22 protein-coding genes, 1 tRNA gene and 2 pseudogenes are annotated in these 22,193 nt (G+C 70.4%); 17 read left to right on the forward strand and 8 right to left on the reverse strand.

Annotation, left to right across the window (positions count from 1 at the left end):
- The first annotated feature begins 39 nt into the window (after nucleotides 1-39).
- From AB0C87_RS31515 to AB0C87_RS31570, 12 genes and pseudogenes are all read left to right on the forward strand, one after another.
- The gene (locus AB0C87_RS31515; protein ID WP_345178586.1) at nucleotides 40-1,473 is read left to right on the forward strand and encodes a form I ribulose bisphosphate carboxylase large subunit; all 1,434 of its coding nucleotides are present in this window, start codon (nucleotides 40-42) and stop codon (nucleotides 1,471-1,473) included.
- Nucleotide 1,474: 1 nt separating this feature from the next.
- Nucleotides 1,475-1,903, forward strand: coding sequence for a ribulose bisphosphate carboxylase small subunit (locus tag AB0C87_RS31520; protein WP_353832770.1), 429 nt, complete (start codon nucleotides 1,475-1,477; stop codon nucleotides 1,901-1,903).
- Nucleotides 1,900-2,898, forward strand: a complete 999-nt coding sequence (cbbX, locus tag AB0C87_RS31525) for a CbbX protein (protein WP_345178583.1) — start codon at nucleotides 1,900-1,902, stop codon at nucleotides 2,896-2,898. Before AB0C87_RS31520 ends, cbbX begins: the two co-directional genes overlap by 4 nt.
- 115 nt (nucleotides 2,899-3,013) lie before the next feature.
- On the forward strand, nucleotides 3,014-3,922 hold the full coding sequence (locus AB0C87_RS31530; RefSeq protein WP_345178581.1) for a PAC2 family protein: 909 nt from the start codon (nucleotides 3,014-3,016) through the stop codon (nucleotides 3,920-3,922).
- A 64-nt stretch (nucleotides 3,923-3,986) separates the two neighbouring features.
- Nucleotides 3,987-4,406: a CBS domain-containing protein gene (locus AB0C87_RS31535; RefSeq protein WP_345178580.1), complete on the forward strand. Its 420-nt coding sequence runs from the start codon at nucleotides 3,987-3,989 to the stop codon at nucleotides 4,404-4,406.
- The gene (locus tag AB0C87_RS31540) at nucleotides 4,403-5,038 is read left to right on the forward strand and encodes a dienelactone hydrolase family protein (protein ID WP_360580848.1); all 636 of its coding nucleotides are present in this window, start codon (nucleotides 4,403-4,405) and stop codon (nucleotides 5,036-5,038) included. The genes AB0C87_RS31535 and AB0C87_RS31540 overlap by 4 nt, the downstream gene beginning before the upstream one ends.
- Before the next feature lie 168 nt (nucleotides 5,039-5,206).
- Nucleotides 5,207-5,599, forward strand: a complete 393-nt coding sequence (locus AB0C87_RS31545) for a nuclear transport factor 2 family protein (protein WP_345178577.1) — start codon at nucleotides 5,207-5,209, stop codon at nucleotides 5,597-5,599.
- 212 nt (nucleotides 5,600-5,811) lie between these two features.
- A pseudogene (locus tag AB0C87_RS31550) lies at nucleotides 5,812-6,039 on the forward strand (AraC family transcriptional regulator); the annotation flags it as partial.
- A gap of 211 nt (nucleotides 6,040-6,250) precedes the next feature.
- Nucleotides 6,251-6,469, forward strand: a complete 219-nt coding sequence (locus AB0C87_RS31555) for a helix-turn-helix transcriptional regulator (protein WP_360580901.1) — start codon at nucleotides 6,251-6,253, stop codon at nucleotides 6,467-6,469.
- 77 nt (nucleotides 6,470-6,546) lie between these two features.
- The gene (locus AB0C87_RS31560) at nucleotides 6,547-6,672 is read left to right on the forward strand and encodes an aldehyde dehydrogenase family protein (RefSeq protein WP_360580903.1); all 126 of its coding nucleotides are present in this window, start codon (nucleotides 6,547-6,549) and stop codon (nucleotides 6,670-6,672) included.
- 43 nt (nucleotides 6,673-6,715) lie between these two features.
- Nucleotides 6,716-7,552, forward strand: a pseudogene (locus tag AB0C87_RS31565) (aldehyde dehydrogenase family protein); the annotation flags it as partial.
- A gap of 136 nt (nucleotides 7,553-7,688) precedes the next feature.
- Nucleotides 7,689-7,763, forward strand: a tRNA-Val gene (locus tag AB0C87_RS31570).
- Between the two features lie 56 nt (nucleotides 7,764-7,819).
- On the opposite strand, the gene AB0C87_RS31575 is transcribed toward AB0C87_RS31570, so the two are convergent.
- From AB0C87_RS31575 to AB0C87_RS31585, 3 genes are all read right to left on the reverse strand, one after another.
- Nucleotides 7,820-8,365, reverse strand: a complete 546-nt coding sequence (locus AB0C87_RS31575) for a tyrosine-type recombinase/integrase (protein WP_360580851.1) — start codon at nucleotides 8,363-8,365, stop codon at nucleotides 7,820-7,822.
- 1,064 nt (nucleotides 8,366-9,429) lie between these two features.
- Nucleotides 9,430-10,347 (reverse strand): hypothetical protein, encoded by a 918-nt coding sequence (locus AB0C87_RS31580; RefSeq protein ID WP_360580852.1) that lies wholly within the window; start codon nucleotides 10,345-10,347, stop codon nucleotides 9,430-9,432.
- A gap of 356 nt (nucleotides 10,348-10,703) precedes the next feature.
- Nucleotides 10,704-11,036 carry a hypothetical protein gene (locus AB0C87_RS31585; RefSeq protein ID WP_360580854.1) on the reverse strand — a complete coding sequence of 111 codons (333 nt, stop codon included), beginning with the start codon at nucleotides 11,034-11,036 and terminating at the stop codon, nucleotides 10,704-10,706.
- A 1,146-nt stretch (nucleotides 11,037-12,182) separates the two neighbouring features.
- Here AB0C87_RS31585 and AB0C87_RS31590 point away from each other — a divergent pair.
- A complete protein-coding gene (locus AB0C87_RS31590; RefSeq protein WP_360580856.1) occupies nucleotides 12,183-12,860 on the forward strand; it encodes a hypothetical protein in 678 nt (225 codons plus the stop codon).
- Between the two features lie 206 nt (nucleotides 12,861-13,066).
- The gene (locus AB0C87_RS31595) at nucleotides 13,067-13,684 is read left to right on the forward strand and encodes an SMI1/KNR4 family protein (RefSeq protein ID WP_360580858.1); all 618 of its coding nucleotides are present in this window, start codon (nucleotides 13,067-13,069) and stop codon (nucleotides 13,682-13,684) included.
- A gap of 33 nt (nucleotides 13,685-13,717) precedes the next feature.
- Here the strand turns inward: AB0C87_RS31595 and AB0C87_RS31600 are convergent, their stop codons facing one another.
- Nucleotides 13,718-14,680 (reverse strand): hypothetical protein, encoded by a 963-nt coding sequence (locus AB0C87_RS31600; protein ID WP_360580860.1) that lies wholly within the window; start codon nucleotides 14,678-14,680, stop codon nucleotides 13,718-13,720.
- A gap of 385 nt (nucleotides 14,681-15,065) precedes the next feature.
- Between AB0C87_RS31600 and AB0C87_RS31605 the strand changes: the two genes are divergently transcribed.
- Nucleotides 15,066-15,506, forward strand: coding sequence for a hypothetical protein (locus AB0C87_RS31605; protein WP_360580862.1), 441 nt, complete (start codon nucleotides 15,066-15,068; stop codon nucleotides 15,504-15,506).
- A 115-nt stretch (nucleotides 15,507-15,621) separates the two neighbouring features.
- Here the strand turns inward: AB0C87_RS31605 and AB0C87_RS31610 are convergent, their stop codons facing one another.
- The 3 genes from AB0C87_RS31610 to AB0C87_RS31620 all read right to left on the reverse strand — a co-directional run bounded on the left by AB0C87_RS31610 (nucleotide 15,622) and on the right by AB0C87_RS31620 (nucleotide 18,481).
- Entirely contained in the window at nucleotides 15,622-16,206 is a 585-nt protein-coding gene (locus AB0C87_RS31610; RefSeq protein WP_360580864.1) for a DUF1877 family protein, read from the reverse strand.
- Nucleotides 16,207-16,300: 94 nt separating this feature from the next.
- The gene (locus AB0C87_RS31615; RefSeq protein ID WP_353832759.1) at nucleotides 16,301-16,987 is read right to left on the reverse strand and encodes a DUF899 family protein; all 687 of its coding nucleotides are present in this window, start codon (nucleotides 16,985-16,987) and stop codon (nucleotides 16,301-16,303) included.
- Nucleotides 16,988-17,101: 114 nt separating this feature from the next.
- Nucleotides 17,102-18,481, reverse strand: a complete 1,380-nt coding sequence (locus AB0C87_RS31620; RefSeq protein WP_360580866.1) for an alpha/beta hydrolase-fold protein — start codon at nucleotides 18,479-18,481, stop codon at nucleotides 17,102-17,104.
- Between the two features lie 76 nt (nucleotides 18,482-18,557).
- On the opposite strand from AB0C87_RS31620, the gene AB0C87_RS31625 reads away from it, so the two are divergent.
- Complete coding sequence (locus AB0C87_RS31625; protein WP_353832758.1) at nucleotides 18,558-19,517, forward strand: helix-turn-helix domain-containing protein; 960 nt, start codon at nucleotides 18,558-18,560, stop codon at nucleotides 19,515-19,517.
- Between the two features lie 44 nt (nucleotides 19,518-19,561).
- Here AB0C87_RS31625 and AB0C87_RS31630 read toward each other — a convergent pair whose 3' ends face one another.
- Nucleotides 19,562-20,614 (reverse strand): right-handed parallel beta-helix repeat-containing protein, encoded by a 1,053-nt coding sequence (locus AB0C87_RS31630; protein ID WP_353832757.1) that lies wholly within the window; start codon nucleotides 20,612-20,614, stop codon nucleotides 19,562-19,564.
- A 422-nt stretch (nucleotides 20,615-21,036) separates the two neighbouring features.
- Here AB0C87_RS31630 and glnII point away from each other — a divergent pair, with 422 nt between their 5' ends.
- Complete coding sequence (gene glnII / locus AB0C87_RS31635) at nucleotides 21,037-22,050, forward strand: glutamine synthetase GlnII (protein ID WP_345178555.1); 1,014 nt, start codon at nucleotides 21,037-21,039, stop codon at nucleotides 22,048-22,050.
- The last annotated feature ends 143 nt before the right edge of the window (nucleotides 22,051-22,193 follow it).

Below are 22,193 nucleotides of genomic sequence, written 5' to 3' on the forward strand. Positions count from 1 at the left end.
GTCCCGCCACATCCAGGCTTCGGCTGAAGGAGAGCGGCGATGAGCGCGGGCAGATGGTCGGCGGGCGTGATCCCCTACGCGGAGATGGGCTACTGGCGCCCGGACTACGAGCCGAAGGACAGCGACATCCTCGCCGCCTTCCGCATCACGCCCCAGCAGGGCGTGCCGCCGGAGGAGGCGGGCGCGGCCGTCGCGGGCGAGTCGTCCACCGCGACCTGGACGGTCGTGTGGACCGACCGGCTCACCTCCTACGAGAACTACCAGGGCAAGTGCTACAAGGTGGAGCCCGTCCCCGGGCAGGGCGACCAGTTCATCGCCTCCATCGCCTACGACCTCGACCTGTTCGAGGAGGGCTCGATCGCGAACCTGACGTCGTCGATCATCGGGAACGTCTTCGGGTTCAAAGCGCTGAAGGCGCTGCGCCTGGAGGACATGCGGATCCCGGCCCACTACGTGAAGACGTTCCAGGGCCCGGCGCACGGCATCGTCATGGAACGCGAGCACCTCGGCAAGTTCGGCCGCCCCCTGCTGGGCGCGACCGTCAAGCCGAAGCTCGGCCTGTCGGCCCGCAACTACGGGCGCGTCGTCTACGAGGCCCTCCGCGGCGGCCTCGACTTCACCAAGGACGACGAGAACATCAACTCCCAGCCGTTCATGCGCTGGCGCGACCGCTTCCTGTACTGCATGGAGGGCGTCAACCGGGCGCAGGCCGCGACGGGCGAGGTCAAGGGCCACTACCTCAACGTCACCGCCGCGACGATGGAGGACATGTACGAGCGCGCCGAGTTCGCCAAGGAACTCGGCAGCGTCATCGTGATGATCGACCTCACGGTCGGCTACACGGCGATCCAGTCGATGGCCAAGTGGGCGCGCAGGAACGGCGTCATCCTGCACCTGCACCGCGCGGGCCACTCCACGTACACGCGGCAGAAGACCCACGGCGTGAACTTCCGCGTCATCGCCAAGTGGATGCGCCTCGCGGGCGTCGACCACATCCACGCCGGGACGGTCGTCGGCAAGCTCGAAGGCGACCCCAACAGCGTCCGCGGCTACTACGACACCCTCCGCCTCGACCGCGTGGAGGCCGACCCGGTGAAGGGCCTGTACTTCGACCAGGAATGGGCGTCGATGCCGGGCACGATGCCCGTCGCGTCCGGCGGCATCCACGCCGGGCAGATGCACCAGCTCCTGCACTACCTGGGCGAGGACTCGATCCTGCAGTTCGGCGGCGGGACGATCGGCCACCCGATGGGCATCGCCGCCGGGGCCGCCGCCAACCGCGTCGCGCTGGAGGCGATGATCAAGGCCCGCAACGAGGGCCGCGACTACCTCGCCGAGGGCCCCGACATCCTGCGCGCCGCCGCCAAGCACAGCCGCGAGCTGGACGTCGCCCTGTCCACCTGGGGCGACATCACCTTCACCTACGAGTCCACCGACACCCCCGACGCCGCCCCGACCCCCGTGAGCGTGTGACATGCGGATCACCCAAGGCACCTTCTCCTACCTGCCCGACCTCACCGACGACGACATCGCCAAGCAGATCGCCTACGCCCTGGACCAGGGGTGGCCCTGCTCGGTCGAGTTCACCGACGACCCCCACCCGCGCAACTCCTACTGGGAGATGTGGGGCCTGCCGATGTTCGACCTCACCGACCCGGCCGGCGTCCTGTACGAGGTCAACGAGTGCCGCAAGGCCTACCCGGACCGCTACGTCCGGCTCAACGCCTACGACGCCCGCTACGGGCGGCAGACGACGGCGCTGTCGTTCATCGTCCAGCGCCCGGCCGAGGAGCCCGGCTTCCGGCTCGACCGCACCGAGACCTCCGACCGGCGCGTCCGCTACACGCTGCACCCCTACGCCCTCGACCGTCCCGAGGGGGACCGCTACGGGGCGGGACGTTGAGCGAGCGCCCCGGCCCGGAGACGCGGCAGGGCTTCGGGACACGGCAGGGCTTCGGGATGCGGCAGAACGGCTCCCCGGCGGATCCCCAGGAGGCTCCCGCGGCGGAGCCGCTCCCCGCCGGCGCCCGCGTCGACCTCGCCAAGGAGCGCGCCGACTCCCAGGTCGACGCCGTCCTCACGGCCCTGGACGCCGAACTCGTCGGCCTCGCCCCCGTCAAGACCCGCATCCGGGAGATCGCCGCGCTGCTACTCGTCGACCGCGTCCGGGCCCGGTTCGGCATCGAGTCGGGACGCCCCAACCTGCACATGTGCTTCACCGGCAGCCCAGGGACGGGCAAGACGTCCGTGGCCGTCCGGCTCGCCGAGCTCCTGCACCGCCTCGGCTACGTCCGCCGCGGCCACCTGGTCTCCGTCACCCGCGACGACCTCGTGGGCCAGTACGTCGGCCACACCGCGCCCAAGACCAAGGAGGTCCTCAAGCGCGCCATGGGCGGCGTCCTGTTCATCGACGAGGCGTACTACCTGTACCGGGCCGAGAACGAGCGCGACTACGGGCAGGAGGCCATCGAGATCCTCCTCCAGGTCATGGAGAACCAGCGCGACGACCTGGTGGTCGTCCTCGCCGGCTACAAGGACCGCATGGACTCCTTCTTCGCCTCCAACCCCGGCATGAGCTCCCGCATCGCCCACCACATCGACTTCCCCGACTACGAGCCCGCCGAGCTGGAGGCCATCGGCCGCCTGATGATGGACCGCGAGGGCTACGCCCTCGCCCCCGAGACCGAACCCGTCTTCCGCGACTACCTGGCCCGCCGCCGCGCCCGGCCCCGCTTCGCGAACGCCCGCTCCGTCCGCAACGCGATAGAGCGCGCCCGCCTGCGCCACGCCAACCGCCTCCTGGCCCATCCGGGCGAGGTGGACCGCGAGGCCCTCACCACCCTGCACCCCGAAGACTTCCTGACCAGCCGAGTCTTCGAGGAGGCCCGCCTGCGCTGACGGCCGCCCCACCCGAGCCGTCCACCGCCCGCGGCCCGGCGGGTGCCGGAGGCCCCGGCACCCGCCGCACCGCAGTGGATAGTCTGTCTGAGGACATGTAGAGGTGGGGGAGAAGTTGCTTAACCCAGAGGATCTGTACGAGCTCGACTCCGATCTGCCGGAGATGACGGGTCCGGTGCTGCTGCACAGCCTGGACGGCTTCGTGGACGCGGGGTCCACCGGGCAGCTTGTGCGGGAGAACCTCCTGGAGGCGCTGGAGCACCGCGTCATCGCCCGTTTCGACGTCGACTCCCTGATCGACTACCGGGCGCGCCGCCCGCCGATGACGTTCGACCGCGACCACTGGGCCGCCTACGAGGCGCCCGAGCTGGTCGTCCGGTTGCTGCACGACGAGGTCGGCAGCCCGTTCCTGATGCTGTCCGGGCCGGAGCCCGACCGGCTGTGGGAGGGCTTCACCGCGTCCGTCGTGCACCTGGTGGAGCGGCTCGGCGTCGGCCTGGTCGTCGGCTTCCACGGCATCCCGATGGGCGTCCCGCACACCCGCCCCGTCGGCACCACCTCGCACGCCACCCGGCCCGAGCTGATCACCCGCAACTCCTGGTTCGACAAGGTGCAGGTGCCGGGCAGCGCCGCGGGGCTGCTGGAGCTGCGGCTCGGCGAGGCGGGCCACGACGCCGTCGGGTTCGCGGTGCACGTCCCGCACTACCTGGCGCAGTCCGCCTACCCGGCCGCCGCGGTCGCCGCGATGGAGGCCGTCGTCTCCGCGACGGGGCTGGTCCTGCCGGTCGACGGGCTGCGGGAGGCGGCCGCCGCCACCGACGCCGACATCGCCGAGCAGGTCGACGGCAACGACGAGGTCGAGAAGGTCGTGCGGGCGCTGGAGCAGCAGTACGACGCGTTCGCGGGCGCCGCCGAGCGCGACAACCTGCTGGCCGAGTCGCAGGACATGCCGACCGCCGACGAGCTCGGCGCGCAGTTCGAGCGTTTCCTCGCCGAGCGGGAGGGCCCCGACTCGCCCGCCTAGACCTGCCGCGGCCAGACATATCCCGTCCGCCGCTGGGTACGCGAGCCACCGAGGGAGGTCTCGCATGGGCCAGAAGGTGAACGAAGTCATGACGCCCGCGCCCGTGGCGGTGTCCCCGGACACGACCCTGGTCGAGGTCGGGGATCTCATGCGCCGGCACGGCATCGGCGACGTCCTGGTGGTCCACGAGGGGCGGCTCCGCGGCCTGGTCACCGACCGCGACATCGTCGTCCGCGCCGTGGCCGAGCACCGGGACATGTCCCGCACGGCCGTCGCCGAGATCTGCAGCACCAACCTGATCACGGTCGGGCCCGGGGCGGACGCCGACGAGGCCGTGCGGCTGATGCGGGCGCACACCGTCCGCCGGCTCCCGGTCGTCGACGGCGACCGCCCGATCGGCATGGTGTCCATCGGCGACCTCGCCGTCCAGCGCGACGAGCGCTCGGCCCTCGCCGACATCAGCGCCGAGCCGCCCAACACATGATCACGCTGGGGCTGCCCGACGCCGAGCTGGCGGGCGACCTGGACATACCGGACGGCGCGCGGGGCGTCGTCCTTTTCGCGCACGGCAGCGGCAGCTCCCGGCACAGCCCCCGCAACCGCGCGGTCGCCGCCGGCCTCAACGCCGCCGGCCTCGGGACGCTCCTCATCGACCTGCTCACCGAGCCCGAGGAGGAGGCCGACCGGCTCACCGCCGCCCTCCGCTTCGACATCGACCTGCTCACGCGCCGCCTCGTCGGCGCGGTCGACGGCCTCGCCGAAGGGCTCGAATCCGCCCCCCACACGGCGGGCCTCCCCATCTGCCTGTTCGGGGCGAGCACCGGCGCGGCCGCCGCGCTCGGCGCCGCCGCGGCCCGCCCCCGCATCGCCGCGGTCGTCTCCCGCGGCGGGCGCCCCGACCTGGCGGGCCCGTCCCTCGCACGGGTCCGGGCCCCCGTCCTGCTGATCGTCGGCGGGCGCGACACCGAGGTCCTGGAGCTGAACGAGCGGGCGCACCGGAGCCTCGCCTCGTCCGAGGTGCACGTGATCTCCGGGGCGGGCCACCTGTTCGAGGAGCCCGGAGCCCTCGAAGAGGTCACCGCGCAGGCCGCCGACTGGTTCGGCCGGCACCTGTGACGCACGACGTCATCGTGGTGGGCGCGGGCCCCGCGGGCTCGGCGGCCGCGAACCACCTCACGCCGGCGTCCTGACCGTGCCGCGACGGACAAGCACTGTTCGGGCAGAGCAAAGAACCACGGCACTCTGAGACGCTGGACTTGCTCCTTGACACCGGGAGGACGGCACATGAGCGAGGCGTACGACATCGTCAAGGCCCACTACGCGGCCTCGGAACGCGGCGACCTGGCCGGCATGGTCGAGAAGTTCGCCGAGAACGTGGCGTGGACCGAGATGGCCGGGTTCCCCTACGCGGGCACCTACGTCGGGACGGACGCCATCAAGGCCGGGGTCTTCGGCCGCCTCGGCGCGGACTGGAAGGGCTTCCGCGCCGACCCCGACGAACTGGTCGACGGCGGCGACGGGACCGTCGTCGCGATCGGCCACTACTCGGGCACCCACCGCGCGACCGGCAAGGGGATGCGCGTCCGGTTCGTCCACGTGTGGCGGGTGGAGGACGGGCTGATCACCGGCTTCGAGCAGTTCACCGACACCCACCTCGTCCGCGAGGCCATGACCTGAGCCGCCGCCCCGTCCGGGACCGGCGCGCCCGGCCCGGACGGGGCACCATGTGGACGGCAGAAGCCTGATCTGGGGAAACGCGCATGTCCACGCTCATCGCGACATCGGACCTCCCGGCCGCCGACCGGTTCGACCACTGGCGGTCCGCCGTGACGGACGCGTTCGTGCCGCTGCGCACGGAGACGTCCCGTCCCGAGCGCTTCGACGGCCGCATGCGCTGCGCCGAGCTGGGCGCGCTCACGGTCACCGACACCGCCCGCCCCTACACGCTGGCGTTCGACGACCCCTACCGGCAGCTCGTCCTCATGCTCCCGCGCCGCCTGCTGCACCTGCCGGAGGAGGCCGTCGCCGGGATCACCGCCACCCGCGTCTCCGGCCGCCGAGGCGTCGGCGCCCTGCTGTCGGCGCTCCTCGTCCAGCTCGCCGGACGCCTCGACGAGATCGGCGATCAAGGCTTCCGGCTCGGCGACAACATCGTCGACCTCCTGGCCACCCTGCTCGCCGAACACCTCGACGCCCCCGCGCCGGACGCGCGGCGCCGCACCCTGACGCTGCGTCCGCGCCTACATCGAGCGCCACCTGGACGACCCCGACCTGTCCCCGGACACCATCGCCGCCGCACACTACGTCTCGTCCCGCCACCTCTACAACCTGTTCCGCGAGGAGGGCACGACGGTCTCCGCGTGGATCAGGGAGCGCCGCCTGGAGCACTGCCGCCGGGACCTGCGCGACCCCCTCCAGCTGCACCGTCCCGTCAGCGCGATCGCCGCGGGCTGGGGCTTCGTCGACGCCGCGCACTTCAGCCGCCTGTTCAAGGCCGCCTACGGGGCCACCCCCCGCGAGTACCGGGTCACCGTCCTACGGCCCTAGACAACCCCCGTACCGCCACGCACAAGACCGCACGGACACCGAACCCCAAGCTAAGACGCACGCAGACCCGCCTTTTCATCAACGGGGAATGGTCCGCCGCGGCGGACCATTCCCCGGTCTCCCTCCCCGACACCCTCCACTACGTCCGCCGCGAGCCCGTCGGCGTCTGCGCGCTGATCACCCCGTGGAACTCCCCCTCATGATCGCCGCCTGGAAGCTGGCCCGGCCCTCGCCTGCGGCAACACGGTGATCGTCAAACCGGCCGAGCAGACGCCCCTCACCACCGTCCGCCTGGTCGAGCTCTGCGAGCGCGCGGGCTTCCCGCCGGGCGTGGTCAACCTCCTCACCGGCGGCCCCGCCACCGGCCGCGCCCTCGCCGCACACCCCCGCGTCGACAAGATATCCTTCACCGGCTCCAGCAGCGTCGGACGCGAGATCGTCCAGGCCTCCGCCGGCAACCTCAAGCGCGTCACCCTCGAACTCGGCGGCAAGGCCCCCAGCATCATCGCCCGCGACGCCGACATCGACCAGGCCGTCGAAGGCAACCTGCAGGGCGCCCTCCTCAACAGCGGCCAGGTCTGCGCCGCCTACACCCGCCTCTACGTCGACTGCCGCCGCGCCGACGAGTTCACCGAGAAACTCGCCGCCGCCTCGTCCCTCCGCCTCGACCCCGGCCTCGACCCCCGCACCCAGATCGGCCCCCTGGTCACCCTCGACCACCTCGACCGCGTCGACGCCCACGTCCGCACCGGCCTCGCCGAGGGCGCCGAACTGGTCACCGGCGGCGCCCGCGCCGACCGCCCCGGCTTCTTCTACCCGCCCACGGTCTTCGCCGGCGTCACCGACACCATGACCATCGCCCGCGAGGAGATCTTCGGCCCCGTCCTGGCCGTCCTCGCCTACGACGACCCCGACGCCCTCGCCGCCTGCGCCAACGACACCGACTTCCGCCTGGCCGCCTCCCTCTGGACCCGCGACCTGTCCACCGCCCACCGCCTGGCCGCCGATATCCGCGCCGGCGCCGTCTTCGTCAACATGCCCCCCGTCCCCGACCCCGCCGCCCCCTGGGGAGGCTTCAAGTCCAGCGGCTGGGGCCGCGAGATGGGCCCCTACGCCCTGGACGCCTACACCGAACCCAAGGGCGTCTGGATCCACTGCCCTCCTGACCCTGCCGCTTCGCGATCGCCCCCAAGAACCAGGTACGCTTTCCCGGCAACGCGGGCGCGTAGCTCAGGGGTAGAGCACTCGCCTTACAAGCGAGTGGCCGCAGGTTCGAAACCTGCCGCGCCCACCAGCCAAAAGACCCCGTTTCCAAGATCGGAAACGGGGTCTCGTGCCACTAGCGTGCCATTAGCCCACGATCGCGAGCGCTCCGGCCGCCCCATCGTCGTCATCCGGGTCGGCTTTGTTGATCTTTTCGTCCATCGCTCGGGCGATCGCCCGGTTACCGCCCGCCGTCCGGTGCTGGTAGATCAGCGCGGCCCGCACGCTGTCATGCCCCATCCGCTCCATGAGGTCACGCAGCGTCGCGCCGGACTCGGCCGCGAACGTGTTGCCCGTGTGCCGGAGGTCGTGAAAGTGCAGGTGAGGAACGCCCAGCTTGGCCACCGCCTCACCCCAATTGGACGCCCGCCGGAAGTTCGCCCGCCGCAGGACCCCGCCGCGCTTGCCGGTGAAGATCAGCGCTTCGGGTTCCGAGCCGGTGAGGTTGCCGAGATGCCGCCGCAGCTCCGGGATGATCGCTCGGGGGAGTGCCACCGTCCGCAGCCCCGCACGCGATTTGGGCGGCCCGATGACCAGCTCACCGGTGTCCAACTCGACTTGCGCTTGCCGGACGGTGACCGTCCCGGCGTCGACGTCAGGCCGCCTGGAATGTGAGGCGTGGGCGCCGGTCACCGGACGGCCACGCCGGGCCGCGCGTCCTGCTACTCCCGCCCCGCCCTGCCAGCCGCCGGCGGTCACCGGGTCGTGCCGCCGCCTCAGGGTTCTCCGCGACGCTCGCGGTGACTCCTCAACGAACTGCGCACCGCCACCACAACCAAGCCGATCCAAGTTCCAGCGAGAGCACCCATCAGGCCAGTTCCTAGGGCACTGTCGGAAGCCTCGTAAGTCTCGGCCCCCCACAAAGCTCCGACCAAGCTATAGCCCCCCAGCAAGGCCCCTAGCAGGCCACCAGTTATCAGCCCCACGAGCGCGCCACGCAGGGCATCCCTCCAACAGCGAGCACAAATCCCAACGAGAGCGCCCATCAGGCCTGCACCCATCCCACTGTTCCAAGCTCCGAAATTGTTAGTGGCCCCCCACAACGTTCCTAACAGGCCACCAGCTATCAGACCCACGAGCGCACCACGCATGACACCCCTTCGACGGCCGAGGAGGCAACCAGTCTCCGGCCGGTCCCCAAAGCCGTCAAAGGCAACGCCTCCGGCGGGGGGACTCCGGCTGTGGGAAGCACGGGGCGTGTCCGTGACGGTCGCCGGAGGGCGAGGGCCGGCCTGAGCCGCTTTCCGTCTGCCGTCGTCCCGATCGGGGATCTACCAGACCAGGGCCAGGGGTGAAGGTCGTTGGTCCGGTGGGGCGCTCCACCTTCACCCCCTACCCCTGGCCCGGCATCGCCGCGCTCGAGGCCGCCTTTCGGTGCGCGGACTGTCCCAACTAACGTCCGGCCTAAGCGTGTTGTCGATCGTGGTGTTCTCCGATTGGTGCCAGCGGCCGACCCTCAGCGTGCCGGAGGTGGGGGCGCGGCGGTCGGGCAGGAAGTCTGCGCCCGGTCGTGCGGCCCGGTAGGTCGGGCTGGTCTCCAAAAGCTGTGAGGCCATCGGAGACGGCAGTCTTCTCTCGCGGGTGGGCTTCCACCAAAAGTGGAGGGCTCTGTGCGGGTCGTGGTGCTGTACGTCGCGCGGAAAGGGTAAGGCGGGAGGGGATGCCCCTCCCGCCTCTATTCGGTAAATGGTGCGATGTCAGGTGACATCCCCACGTGCCGCCCTCGACCAGACGTCGAGCAGGCGAGCCGCCGACCCGCCGACCGGTCCGATGCTGTCCCGCAGCGTCTCGGACGCCGGAAGCCGAGCATTGGCCACCGCCGATACCGCGAGCGCGGCATCGTCGATGGTGGACGAACAGACCTTGAGCAGATGGTCGGGAAGCTTCAGCGCGGGATCTGTGCACCCCACGAGAGGTGTGCCCACGGCGGCGATCAGGGGGAACACCGTTCCCGGAATCCCGATCGTCGCCTCAGCCCGTGCCGAGGCGTTCAGCGACGGAACCTGGCTGATCTCATACCGGGCCCACAACGCGGGGTTCTCCCTCGGGTGCAGACCGACCATGATCCGCTTACCGGCCGTCCGCAGCTTCTCTGCGGCCGCCAGCAGGAGAGCGGTGCCGGGCGCAGCCTCCCCGGTCGAGTCGGGGCGGGTGACGCTCGTCAGGACCAGTACCAGCCCCGGCTCGGGCACCCGCTCCGGCAAATCGTCGGTCTGCGGGGAACCAACGACGGTCACCGTCCCCCGTGCCGTGCCGAGATAGCCGGCGAACGCATCGGCCGCCGCCGGTGACGCGGCGGTGATCTTTCGCAGCCGCGGGCGCAACTTCTGTGCGCCAACGGCTTGCCGCGGTCCGAGATAGGCGAGCTCGCTGGCGGCCAGGGGCAGCTTCGGAAACCCACCGGCGACCTCCACCGGCCAGTCATCGGCCCCGGCGACCACGAGCAGGTCAGCGGTCGGAGCAGTTCGTGGTGTCGCGGTCGGCACCGGATCCCCGGGCTTGATCCGCGACTTGTCGGGCACCACCTGAGTCAGCTGCCAGCCGCGCCGTTCGGCCTCGGCGAGCAGTGGCCGCACGTGGTAGGTGGCCCAGGGCTCATTCGTCGCTATCAACACCTGAAGCGCTGTGTTCGCCCTGGCACATGGTGATCGTGACATGCTCTTTCCTCTCTTTTGGCAAGGTCGACCCCTCTTGGGCCGCGTCTATAACTGTCAGCGAAGTCGCCGGGAACGCCAGAGGGAGAGGAGGAATGCGTGCCATGACAGCCTGAACGGCCGTCGTCTTCACCGTGGCGGGCTCCAGGTCATGTCTTGCGTCGCTCGGGTGATCGCCCGGCTGCCGCGGCCGTCCGGTGCTGGTAGTTCAGGCGGCCCGCACACCGTCATGGCCCATCCGCTTCATGAGGTCGCGCAGCGTCCCCGGACTCGGCCGCGAACGTGTCGCCGGTGTGCCGGGGTCCTGCAGGTGCAGGTCAGAAGCGTCCTGTGGCCACCGTCTCACCGCACTTGGACGCGCGCCGGAAGTTCGTCCGCCGCAGGACACCGTCCTTATCGAGGGAACGGTGGGGGTGCTGCGCGAGAACGCGGGAGCTGTGAGGCGAGATTTGTGGACAGGGTGCGTGCGCTGTCCCGCCCTGATCTTGGCCGCGTTCTATCCCCTCGCGGTCCTTGTTGGACGCCGCCGGTTGGTTCGCCCCGCCGGCGGCGCCGCTCTGGCCGGTGCCGCAGGCTCCCGCATCCTCGGCGATGACCACCACGATCAGCACGACGAAGACGATGATCGCCAGGACGCCCGACGCCGGCATCCACACCACCTGCGTCGAACCTGGATCGTGGGCACCCCTTCGCTGGCCTGCATTTGTCCAATTCGGTTACTCTGCTGGTCACGAGGTTCCGGCGCGCCAATTTACTTGTTGATCCCCACTTCGCAACAGATGAGGGGGAAGCAGTAGATAAAACGTAGTGCCGTGGGGTGCGATGGCCTACCATATCGGCAGTTCTTGATCGACAGACCTTGGCGGGGGCTGTTCTGGCCGTGCAGTCAGATAACACCGGAGAGGCAGTTCAAGCGCCTCCATGGCAGCAGAACCCGCCGCTCCCGCACCTCTGGCCTCCGGGAGGTTCGCCTGATTTTCCACGCATTTATTCCACTCCCCGTCAGGGCGGGTGGCCCATTCACGACCTCGGCCCGCTCCTGGCGCGCGGTGGCCCGCCGTGGTGGTTTCTGGGCTGCCGTGGGGGCGCCGGGACGAGCACGCTGCACGCCGCCGTCCCTGGCGGGATGGACGCGGGCCATTGGTGGCCGGTGTGCGCTCCCACGCCCGTTCGCGTCGTCCTGGTGACCCGGTCGTCGGCCCATAGGCTGCGTGCCGCGCAGACCGTGGCCTGGCAATGGACGCAGTCCCCGCAACTGCGGGCGGTGCGACTGCACGGCCCTCGTCGTCGACGCACCGGGCCGACGACCAGAACCGCTGCGAGACCTGCTCGCTCTGGTTGCCGGCGGCGTACCGAAAGTGTGGGATCTGCCCTGGGTGGAAGCGGTCCGGCTCGGCGACCCCCTGGTCAGATCTCTCTCTCCGCCGAATACGCGGCATTGGCCGCAGACCTGCACAGCGTCAACGGAGGATTCAATGCTTGATGTCGTCTCCGCGACGGCGGCCGTCACTGATCACCTCCAGGCCCTTGTCGGGGCGGTCCCGGACCCGGGGCAGGTAACGGCCCCGCCCGGGGCCGGGCGGATGGCGATCTCGCATCGCCGCGGCGAGGGCGGTGAGCGCGCCCGGGGCCTGGTCTGGGCCTCGCCGCGTGCATCCTTGCAGGCTCGGCGTCCCACGTTCGTCGGTACGCCGATGGGGAGCTAAGGCGTGACCCAGCCCCCTAGCGCCCAGCCCCCTGACTCGTTCTCTTCCAGCCCTGAGCCCCCTGGAGTGTTCCGGCGGCCGGGGTTGCTGGTGGCTGCCGGGTTCATGGCCGTCATCGTGGTCCTCGGCGTGGTCGTCGCCGTAGCGGGCTCCGGTTCGGAGAGTCTCGACGACTCAGCGCCTCCCGTCCCCGCCTCGCCGCTCGGGGCAGGGGGCGGCAAACCGCTGGGCTGCCGGCCGACCGACACCAGTCAGCAGGTGCCTGTCTCGGCTCCGCCCGGCGTCACCTGGGAGCTGTTCCAGGCGATCGCGCTCCCGACCTCGGCGACCGCCGGTCCGCTCGTCCGGCAGGGCGGGCAGCGCAGCTGCTACGCCCGCACTCCGGTCGGCGCGATGATCGCCTCGTTGCAGATCAGCGCCCGCCTCACCTACTCCGCCCGGTGGAAGGCGTTCCTCGCGCACCAGGTCGTGGACGGCCCCGGAAAGGTCGCGCTGGCGCGCGAGCGCGCCGGTACGGGCGCGAGCCCGCCGCTGCCAGCGGGCGGAGTAGCGCAGGTGGCCGGGTTCAAGTTCATCACCTATGGGCCCGATACCGCGGTGGTGAGCCTCCTGACACGCCTGGACCCCTCCACGTATGTGGAGGGCACCTTCACCGTCAGGTGGCAGGCGGGCGATTGGCGGTTGGAGCTGCAGCCGGACGGGACTCCCAACGCCGCAGGGCCGAAGCGCTCCTCCCTGTCCGGATACGTCGCCTGGGGTGGTGCGTAAGGTGACCGCTCCCGCAGATCCCAGCGACAGGTGCGGCCTCTTCGACGTCACCTGCAACGCCGAGCAGCAGGTCGGTCCGGCGCCCACCGGGCCTTCGCCACCCGTCGGCCTTATGCCGAGTTGAGTCGGCGAGGTTGCCAGCGAGCTGGTCTTGCGGGGGGCGCGGCGACGCTCAGTTGTCGGGGGTGTTTGGCAGGGTTCGCGGCGTGATCAGTGCCCCGCTCGTGGAGTCGTTGCATCGGATTGACGTGTGGCTTGCCGAGCACGCTCCGGCCAGTTATCGGACGCTCAACCCTCCGGCCACCTCCGAGCACATCAGTGACGCCTTCACCCGGATGGGCGTGCCTGTGCCGGTTGACCTGGCGACTCTGCTGCTGCGCCATAACGGGACGACCGACCCGGAGATCGGGCAGGCGAACCGAAAAGGCATCGCCCACTTCCTGCCCATGTGGACAAGACTGCTGTCTCTGGAAGAGATCGAGGACGACTACGACGGTCACATGCAGGTCCTTGGAGACCCTGAGGAAGACGAGGATGACGACGGTTCGGATCCGTGGTGGCATCCCTCGTGGGTGTGCTTCGCCTCCAGCACAGACTCGGGGGTTCACTGGGCCGTCGACCAACGCGCTGGGGGACGAGCGATCCGTGAGTGGGACCGCGTCGAGTCGTCCGAGGGCTTCTCCTCACTTCCGGTGATGATGGCCGCTATTGCCACCAACTTGGAGACCGGGCAGAGCCTCTTTCGGCACCGCAGACACCTACCCCAGGTCTCGGAAGACGGTGTACTCACCTGGGACGTCGGTCCCGCGAAGCTCTCTGGCTGACCGCACTCGCGGGGCGGTCAAGGGAGCCCTGGGTCACCACTTGTTGGACCAGTAGATGGCGTCCATGGCCACGCGGATGGGCGGTGCGCCGTTCCGGATGTGCGTCCAACCGGCGTCGTTGAGGCTGTAGTTCAGCGGGTAGTGGCCCGAGACCTTGTCGCGCAGGTCGCTGTGCCGGAGGCCTGCGATCGGGGCGTAGCGCACCCGGTGCTGGGCTCCGATGGACTGGGGCGCTGCGCTGGACGAGTTGACCGCCTGGTCCCGGTCGGTGGCGACCAGCGTCCAGTCGGTGCCGCCCTCGGCCTGGGGCAGTCGCGTGCCGATCCAGTTCATGAACGCGTTCGTCCCGCTCATCTCCTGGCACTGCTTGTTCGACGTGCAGAACGCCGAGACGATGGCGCCCTGGTGCGGCGTGCCGAGCGTGACCACGTCTTGGATCAGCAGCTTGGGCGGCCAGCCCGGCTCGTGGCGCGCGTAGCCGGCGATCGCGGCGCGGGCGACCAGGCCGCCCATGGAGTGCGCGACGATGTCGACGGTCTGGCCCTTGGACGAGTAGTTCCTGTAGATGTTCTGGGCGAGATTCCTGCCGAGATCCTTGATGGACGTGTTAGTCGACCCCTTGGCGATCCGCACGCAGTTCTTCGGATCGTCGGTCGAGTAGTAGCCGACCCGGTGGAATTTGCCCGTCCAACCCCAGCCGCGCATCGCTTTCACCGCGCTGCTCCACTTGTCGGCGCATCCGGTGTCGGTGACCGTCTGCCGATATCCCCTGATGAGATAGACGGGCGTGTTCGCAGAGTCTCCGCCGACGCGGGTGGCGCCCGCTGCGATCTGCGCGGCGGTCAGGCTCTGGGCCGCCTGGGCGGTCTTGCTGCCCCCGGCGCTCAGCTCGGTCTCCTGAACGGGCGTCGCGTCGCATGACACCAGGGCCAGGCTGGTCGTCATGACGAGGCCGGCGGCGGCGAGGGCGGCCTTGCCCGGGACGGCGATTCCCATTGTTCATCTCCCCTTCGGCAACTCATGGAGAAATTACTCGGCGCGAGTCAGGGGCGTGGAGGGCTGAAGGGCCTCAATGCGTGAAAGAGATTTTGGGGCCCTAGGGCCCTGGTGGTGTGGATCCCGGACTGTTTTGCGGGACCATTTGTGTATTTCCGGATTTGTCGCCAGATGCCGCGCCTGAGCGTCAGATTCGCCTGGAGTCGGAGACGGCCCATGGAACGCCAGGGAAGAAGTCCTCCGGCTGTTCGTTGATCCTGATTACCGGGTTCCCGACAGCCGTCATCTCGGTCTACGGGTTCTTTCGTTCTCGCCCGGCCCCGCAGACGCTGACCCTCGGGGGTTGTCCGGCGGGTCGGCGGAAGGACGGTACTCCGGGACGCCCGTGATCGCCACGGGTGTCCACGCAAAGGAGACCGATTTCATGAAGCCTCGCTTTCCCCTTGCCGGTGTCGTCCTCGGCGTCTTCGGCGGCGTCACCCTCAGCGGCGTCGTCGGTGGCATCCTCGGGGGCGGTTCGGCCGGTGTCGTCGCCGGCATCGTCGCCGTCGTGATCGGCGTCCTCTTCGCCGACACGACCGCCAGCGACGAGTCGTGGAACGTCATCGGCGGCCTCGCCAGGGGCATCGCCTACACCGTCGCCTGGGGCATCGGCGGCGCCATAGCCGTCGGCGTCGGAAGCCTCCTGACCGGGGGCCTCCTGGGCTTCCTCGGCTTTCTCGGGGGAGTCGTCGGCGGCATTGCCGGTGGCTTCGTCGGCGGGGGCGCCGGTGGCGTCCTCGTTCGCGGAGCCGTCCACGGCGTCGTCCGCCTGAAGCGTCACTAGCTCGCCCGCAGGGTGCATGGTGCCCTGCGGGTGTGCAACCGGGGGTCGGCCTACCCGGCCGGTCCCTGCATCCACTGGTCCCGTGGCTAAGGCCACGGGACCAGGACACTCCCGGTCAGACGATTTCCTTGATGACGGCGTTGCCTGCGGTCGCGGCGCGAGCATAGAAGTTTCGGACGGTGTCGAAGGTGTTCGCGAGGACGCCGTGTTCCACCATGTCCCAGGATTCGCCGCTCTGCAGCCTTCCCCAGCCCTCGAACGAGTAGGGCTGGGTCTCTCTGAGGAATGCGTGCCGGTCACGGATCAGCGCGTCGCGGTCCAGGCCGCGGAGGAAGGCGTCCACCGCGCGCACCCGGTTGGGGCGCAGGAGGCGCGGGACGTGGAGGAGGGAGCCTTCGCCGGTTTCGTTCATGACGAGGCCGCCCATGACCGCGTCGCGGGCGGGCGGGTCTCCGGAGGCGCGCTCGTAGTCCTCGTTCGGGCGACCGGTCAGCAGGACGTGGAGGGCGTCCCAGGCTCGGTGGGTGTCTATCTCCTCCAGTTTGCCCAGGGAGCCGGACGGGTCGTAGCCGAGCTCGACGGGCAGGTCGTCCCAGATGGTCCGTAGCCGCCTGAGGCCCGCGTGCAGGCCGTGCGGATGATCGAGCAAGGCCGCGACCTCGGCGCCGTCGTACCTTGTCAGCCACATCCAGTAACCCATGGCCCTCCACTCTCACACGGCGGGTCGTAGGCCTCGGGATCATGCCCCGCCCCGGGCGTCGCGTCGAAGGCTTTTCCCGGGGCGGGCGGTGCTGTCAGGCGTCCTGGCCGTAGCGGGCGGCTATCTCCTCGGAGCTGGGCCAGCGGGAGTAGGCGGGGGACTGGGGCCAGCCTTCGGGGACGTCCTGCCACTCTTCCTGGCGGCCGTAGGGAAGCAGGTCGATCAGGGGGAAGGTGTGGCTGAGCTGTTCGGTGCCCCGGCCGTTGGTGTGCCAGGTGCGGTAGACGGTGTCGCCGTCGCGCAGGAAGACGTTGACCGCGAAGCCGCCGCCGGGAGGCGCGCCCACGTCGGTGCCGAACGGGCTGTTCGCGGTGGAGTACCAGGTCATCTTGTTGCCGACGCGTTGCCGGTAGGCGAGGGCCTCCTTGATCGGGCCCTGGGTGACGACGACGAACCGGGCGTCGTAGGCGTCGAGGAACTCCAGCCGGGTGAACTGGGACGTGAAGCCGGTGCATCCCGGGCACTGCCATTCCTCGCCGGGGAACCACATGTGGTTGTAGACGATGAGCTGGGACCGGCCGTCGAAGATCTCGGCCAGGCTGACCGGGCCGTCCTCGCCTTCCAGCGTGTAGCCGGGCATCTCGACCATCGGCAGGCGGCGGCGCTGGGCGGCGATCGCGTCGAGTTCGCGGGTCGCGGCCTTCTCGCGTGCGCGCAGCTCGTCGAGGTGGCGTTGCCAGGTCTCGGCGTCCACGACGGGCGGTAGTGCCTTGGCGGTCATGGCTCCTCCAGGATCTGCAGGGTGTTGGAGTGTGGACTCAGCCGCGTCGCCGAACTCATCGCACAGAGGCCATGGTTCGCCCCCGCGGACCATGGCCTCTGTGGGTGGAGCCTGTTACGGACGCAGGTAGCGGCCCGGGTGGTACTGGATGAAGGACGGAGTCGTGGGCTGCAGGCCGGGCTCGGGGTCTGTGTCGAAGACCGTCTGGGCGTCAGGGGCGAGCGTGGCGGCGAAGCGGTTGAGCGCCGCCGGCCGGGTGTCGGGCCAACCGGCGGTGTCGATCCGGGTGAGGAGCGCTCGCAGGGTCGCGATCTCCTCGGACGCGGTGAAGGAGCAGTGGTAGCCGCGGTCGACGTAGAGCTGCCTCAGGTTCGCCGGGTTGCGCACCTGGGCGGCGTACCGGCGCTGGTTCTCCGGCGGGACGTTGCCGTCGCCCGTGGAGTGGAGGGTGACGACGGGCCAGGGCGTGCGGCCGGACGGGGTGCCGTAGCGGTCGAGGTAGCGGACGGCGGCCGGGTCGGCCGTGATGCGCGGCGCCGCGTTCAAGCGCGCGAGGTCGTCGCGGAGGCTCAGACCGGCCTCACGGTAGGCGCGCTTCACCAGGGACTTCTGGCTGGAGCGGGCGAAGAGCGTCCGGTAGTCCACGCCGGTGTTCCAGGACGGGTTCCCGCCCGCGAGCTTCTCGATGTCGGCGCGGTTGGCGCCCCAGAAGGCCCCCCGGTCGTAGGCGGCGTAGTAGACCTGCTGCTCCACCTGGCCGGCGACCGTGTCCGGTGCGGGCGCCCGGGACGTGTAGCGGCCGGGGATGTCCGCGAGGGCGGCGGCGAGGGCGAGGCGGGCGCGTCCGCCGGGGGTGCCGAGGGCGGTCCCGAGGGCGCGGCGGGCGCCCGAGGTGTTGGCCTGCGGGTCCTTGACGCGGACCAGTTCCAGGTCGGGCGCCAGGAGCGTCTTGATCGCGTAGTTGGTGTCGAGGGCGCTGTTGAAGTGGCCCGTCGTGCCGCCGAGCACCCCGCAGAGGGAGGCCACCCCGGCGAAGCGGCCGGGGTTGCGCTCGGCGAGGAGCACCGAGGTCAGTCCGCCGGCGGACGAGCCGGTGGAGACGGTGCGCCTGGGCTTCCCGACGTTCGCGGTGAACCAGTCGAGCAGGTCGATCTGGTCCCTGAGCCCGGATTCGACCACCCCCCAGCCGCGCGACACGCGGAGCTGGGAGGCCGCCAGCGCGTACCCGTGGTCCAGCAGCCACTGCTTCGTGGCCGGGTGGTTCGTCAGCGAGATCTCCGAAGGCGCGGGGTACTCCAGGCTGTACGCGCCGTGGCTCCACAGCAGGAGCGTCCCGTTCCAGCGGGCGGGGACCTCGACGCGGTAGGGGACTCCGTTGATGTCGCCCTCGCGCACGCTCGTGCCGTCGTCGGCGCGGACGGGGAGGGCGACCGCGGTCAACGCGGCGAGCACCATCAGCGGAACGGTGCGGCAGAACAGGCGGAGTCGATTCATGACCCGCACCTTCCAGTACGTTCCACGGCGAGTGCAATGATTTAAGAAATAGGTTAAATGTCGTATTCTCCGACCCATGCTGCGGCTCTGGCTCGACTATGAGGACCTCACCCGGATCCGCATCACCCCGGGCCTCTCGCCGCTCGCCCAGACCGTTCTCGGCGCGCAGGCCCTGCGCGGGGTCGGCCCGGAGCCGATTCCCGGCCCGTGGCGGTCGCGGACGCGCGCGCGGCTCACCGGCCCGTCCCGCCTGCTGCTCGATCTGGTGCCGCCCGGGCGCTGGGTCCCCGACTTCCTGACGCCGTACACGCTCGTGCCCGGGTTCGAGCCGGAGCTCGACGCCGTCGCCTCGACGCCCGTCCGGCGGATCCGCGAGGAGTTGGAGCGGTCCTACGGTCCGCGGCCGCCGGTCTCGTGGCTGCCCCGCCTGGCCGGCGGCGACGGGGAGACCATGCGGACCCTCGTCCGCGGGCTCCGCGACTTCCACCGGGTCGCGCTGGAGGACTCCTGGTCCGGCCTCAGCGACCACCTGTGCGCCGAGGCGTCCCGGCACGCCAGGACGATGGCCCGCGACGGGATCGGCGGCCTGCTGGGGAGCCTGCATCCCGCCGTCCGCTGGACGTCCCCGGTCCTGGAGATCGAGACGCTGCGCGACGGCGACGTCCGCCTCGGCGGGCGGGGGCTGCTGCTGATGCCCTCGGTGTTCGTCACCGGTCCGCGCGTCCTGGTCGGCGGGGACGGCCCGGCGACCGTGGTGGTCCCCTCGTCCCGGCCGCTCAGCGGGACGGGCGACACCCTGCCGCAGGTGTTCGGCCGGACCCGGGCCGCCGTGATCCGGCTGGTCGGCGCGGACGGGGAGCTCACGACCGGCACGCTGGCGGCCCGGCTCGGCGTCAGCGCGGCGTCCGCGTCCCAGCACGCCACCGCCCTGCGCGGCGCGGGCCTGCTCACCAGCGAGCGCCGGGGCAAGACGGTGCACCACGCGCTGACGCCGCTCGGGGAGCGGTTCCTGCGCGGCGGGGAACCTCCGGAGTGAGAGGACCCCGCTCCCGGACGGGGAGCGGGGTCCTCGCCGGAGCGTCAGCAGAGGCCGCGCGGGTCCGAGGTGCGGCACCTGTTGCCGATGAAGCGGTTGGTCCTGCTGCCGCTCCGGTCGACCAGGTCGAAGGGGGCGTTGCCCTTCGCGAGGTTGAACTTGATCAGGTTGTGCCGGGCGGGCTCGCCCTTCGGGCTCGGGAACAGCACGATGCCGCCGGAGTAGGGCAGCCTGCCCCGGTTCCCGAGCACGGCGTTCTTCTCGATCGTGTTGTGGTCGCCGCCGAAGACGAGGACGCCGGTGCCGCCGAGCGGCGGGACGTCCTCGTGCTGCGGGCAGAAGCGGTTGTTCTTCGCGATCTTGTTCTTCCAGAGCTTGGTGTCGCCCTGGCCGCCCTTCTGGTCGTCGTTGACGAGCGCGGCCCCGGTGCAGTTGCCGACGAGCTCGTTCTCCCAGGCCTGGACGTGGCGGGCGTGCCGGACCAGCAGGCCGATCGCGTTCCCCGAGGCGTGGTTGTAGGCGACGACGGTGCCGCGCGCGTTCTGGATGTCGCCGACGTAGAAGCCCGCGTCGGCGGAGTTGTCGATGGCGCGGTTCTTGACGAAGCGGCCGCGGGTGGAGCGGAACTCCGTGATGCCGTACTCGCCGTTGCGCGCCGCGAGGACGCGCTCGACGGTGAGGCGGTCGGTGTACAGGCCGTACACGCCGCTCTGCTTGAAGCCCCGGACGCTCAGGTTCTTGATCGTGACGTCCCTGACCGGGTGCTTGCGGTGGCCGATCACGCAGATGCCCTGGCCCGCCGCGCCGGCCTTGGCGCAGTGGTCCCTGCGGCCCGGGTGCAGGACGGTCCTGTCGCCGTCCCCCTCGATGGTCAGGCGCTTGCGGACGAGGACGCCTCCCTCGTAGGCGCCGGCCTCGAGCCGGATGACGTCGCCGGGCCGCGCGCGGTCGACGGCCTTCTGGATCGAGTGGCCCGGCCGCACGATGTGGATCCGCCTGCCCTTGCCGCCGTCGGCGGCGTGCCCGGCCGGTGCGAAGGACGCCAGCCCCGCCAGCGCGACGGCCGTACCGAGCGAGGCCGCGAGAGTCCGCCTCATCCTTTTTCCCCGTTCTGTTGCCAATGGTGGGGGCGCGCCGGAGTGGCGCGTCCTCGCTCATCTTGAACAGAAGAGATGGCACGACCGGGTGAGCGAGAAGTAAAGAAACATCCGAGGGTTTCGACAAGTGAGTGGGAAGCGTCTGATAAATGGTGGCACGCCATTTTATGGGATGTTAAATACCGATTTGGGTGGTCGGGGGCGGCGTCCGCGCGGCGTGTCGGGCGGTGTGCCGGACGGCGTGTCGGGCGGTGGGTCGGACGGAGGGAGCGGCGGTGCGGCGCCGGTGTGAGCAACGTCTCAGCAGGTCGTCTCGCGTGTTACACGCCGTTCACAAATGGGCAACAGACGCGAAATGCCCAGTTGGCACGTTCTGTGAGGCCGAACCCGCAAAGGCCCGGCAGCGAACGAAGGGACCGACGTTGAGCTACAAGGCCGAGTACATCTGGATCGACGGCACCGAGCCGACCGCGCGGCTGCGGTCGAAGACGAGGATTCTCGCCGACGGCGCCGAGCTGCCGGACTGGGGGTTCGACGGGTCCAGCACGAACCAGGCGCCCGGCGACCACTCGGACTGCGTGCTCAAGCCGGTCTTCTCCTGTCCCGACCCGATCCGGGGCGGTGACAACAAGCTGGTGCTGTGCGAGGTGTACCTCGTGGACGGCACCCCCCACGAGACCAACACCCGCGCCAAGCTGCGGCCCGTGGCCGAGCAGTTCGCGGCGCAGGACTCCTGGTACGGCATCGAGCAGGAGTACACCTTCTTCAAGGACGGTCGCCCGCTCGGCTTCCCGGAGCGCGGCTACCCGGCCCCGCAGGGCTTCTACTACTGCGGTGTGGGCTCGGACGAGGTGTTCGGCCGCGACATCGTCGAGCAGCACATGGACGCCTGCCTGGCGGCGGGGCTGAAGATCTCCGGCATCAACGCCGAGGTCATGCCCGGCCAGTGGGAGTTCCAGATCGGCCCGGCGGGGACGATCGAGGTCGGCGACCACCTGTGGATCGCCCGGTGGCTGCTGTACCGCATCGCCGAGGAGCACGACGTGTCCGCCACCCTCGACCCGAAGCCGGTCGAGGGCGACTGGAACGGCGCCGGCGCGCACACCAACTTCTCGACCAAGGCCATGCGCGAGGGCTACGACGCGATCATCGCGGCGTGCGAGGCGCTCGCCGAGAAGGCGCAGGAGCACGTCGCCGGGTACGGCGCCGACATCGAGCGGCGGCTGACCGGCATGCACGAGACCGCCCCGTGGAGCGAGTTCAGCTACGGCGTGTCGAACCGCGGCGCCTCGGTGCGGATCCCGTGGCAGGTCGAGGTGGAGAAGAAGGGCTACATCGAGGACCGCCGCCCGAACGCCAACGTCGACCCGTACGTGGTGACCCGCCTGATCACGGGCACCTGCTGCGCGGCGCTGGAGAAGGCCGGCCTGGTCTGACGATTCCGGCGAAACGGATCCCCGGGAAGCGCGGCTTCCCGGGGATCCGCCGTGTTCTGCCATAAGGGGGAACGCGGCCAAACATCTGCAAAATGGTGAGGTTGGGCGAATTCCTTGCTGCGGCGACGGGTAGCACACCTACG

Source organism: Actinomadura sp. NPDC048021, from assembly GCF_040653135.1.
GTDB lineage: Bacteria > Actinomycetota > Actinomycetes > Streptosporangiales > Streptosporangiaceae > Spirillospora > Spirillospora verrucosospora.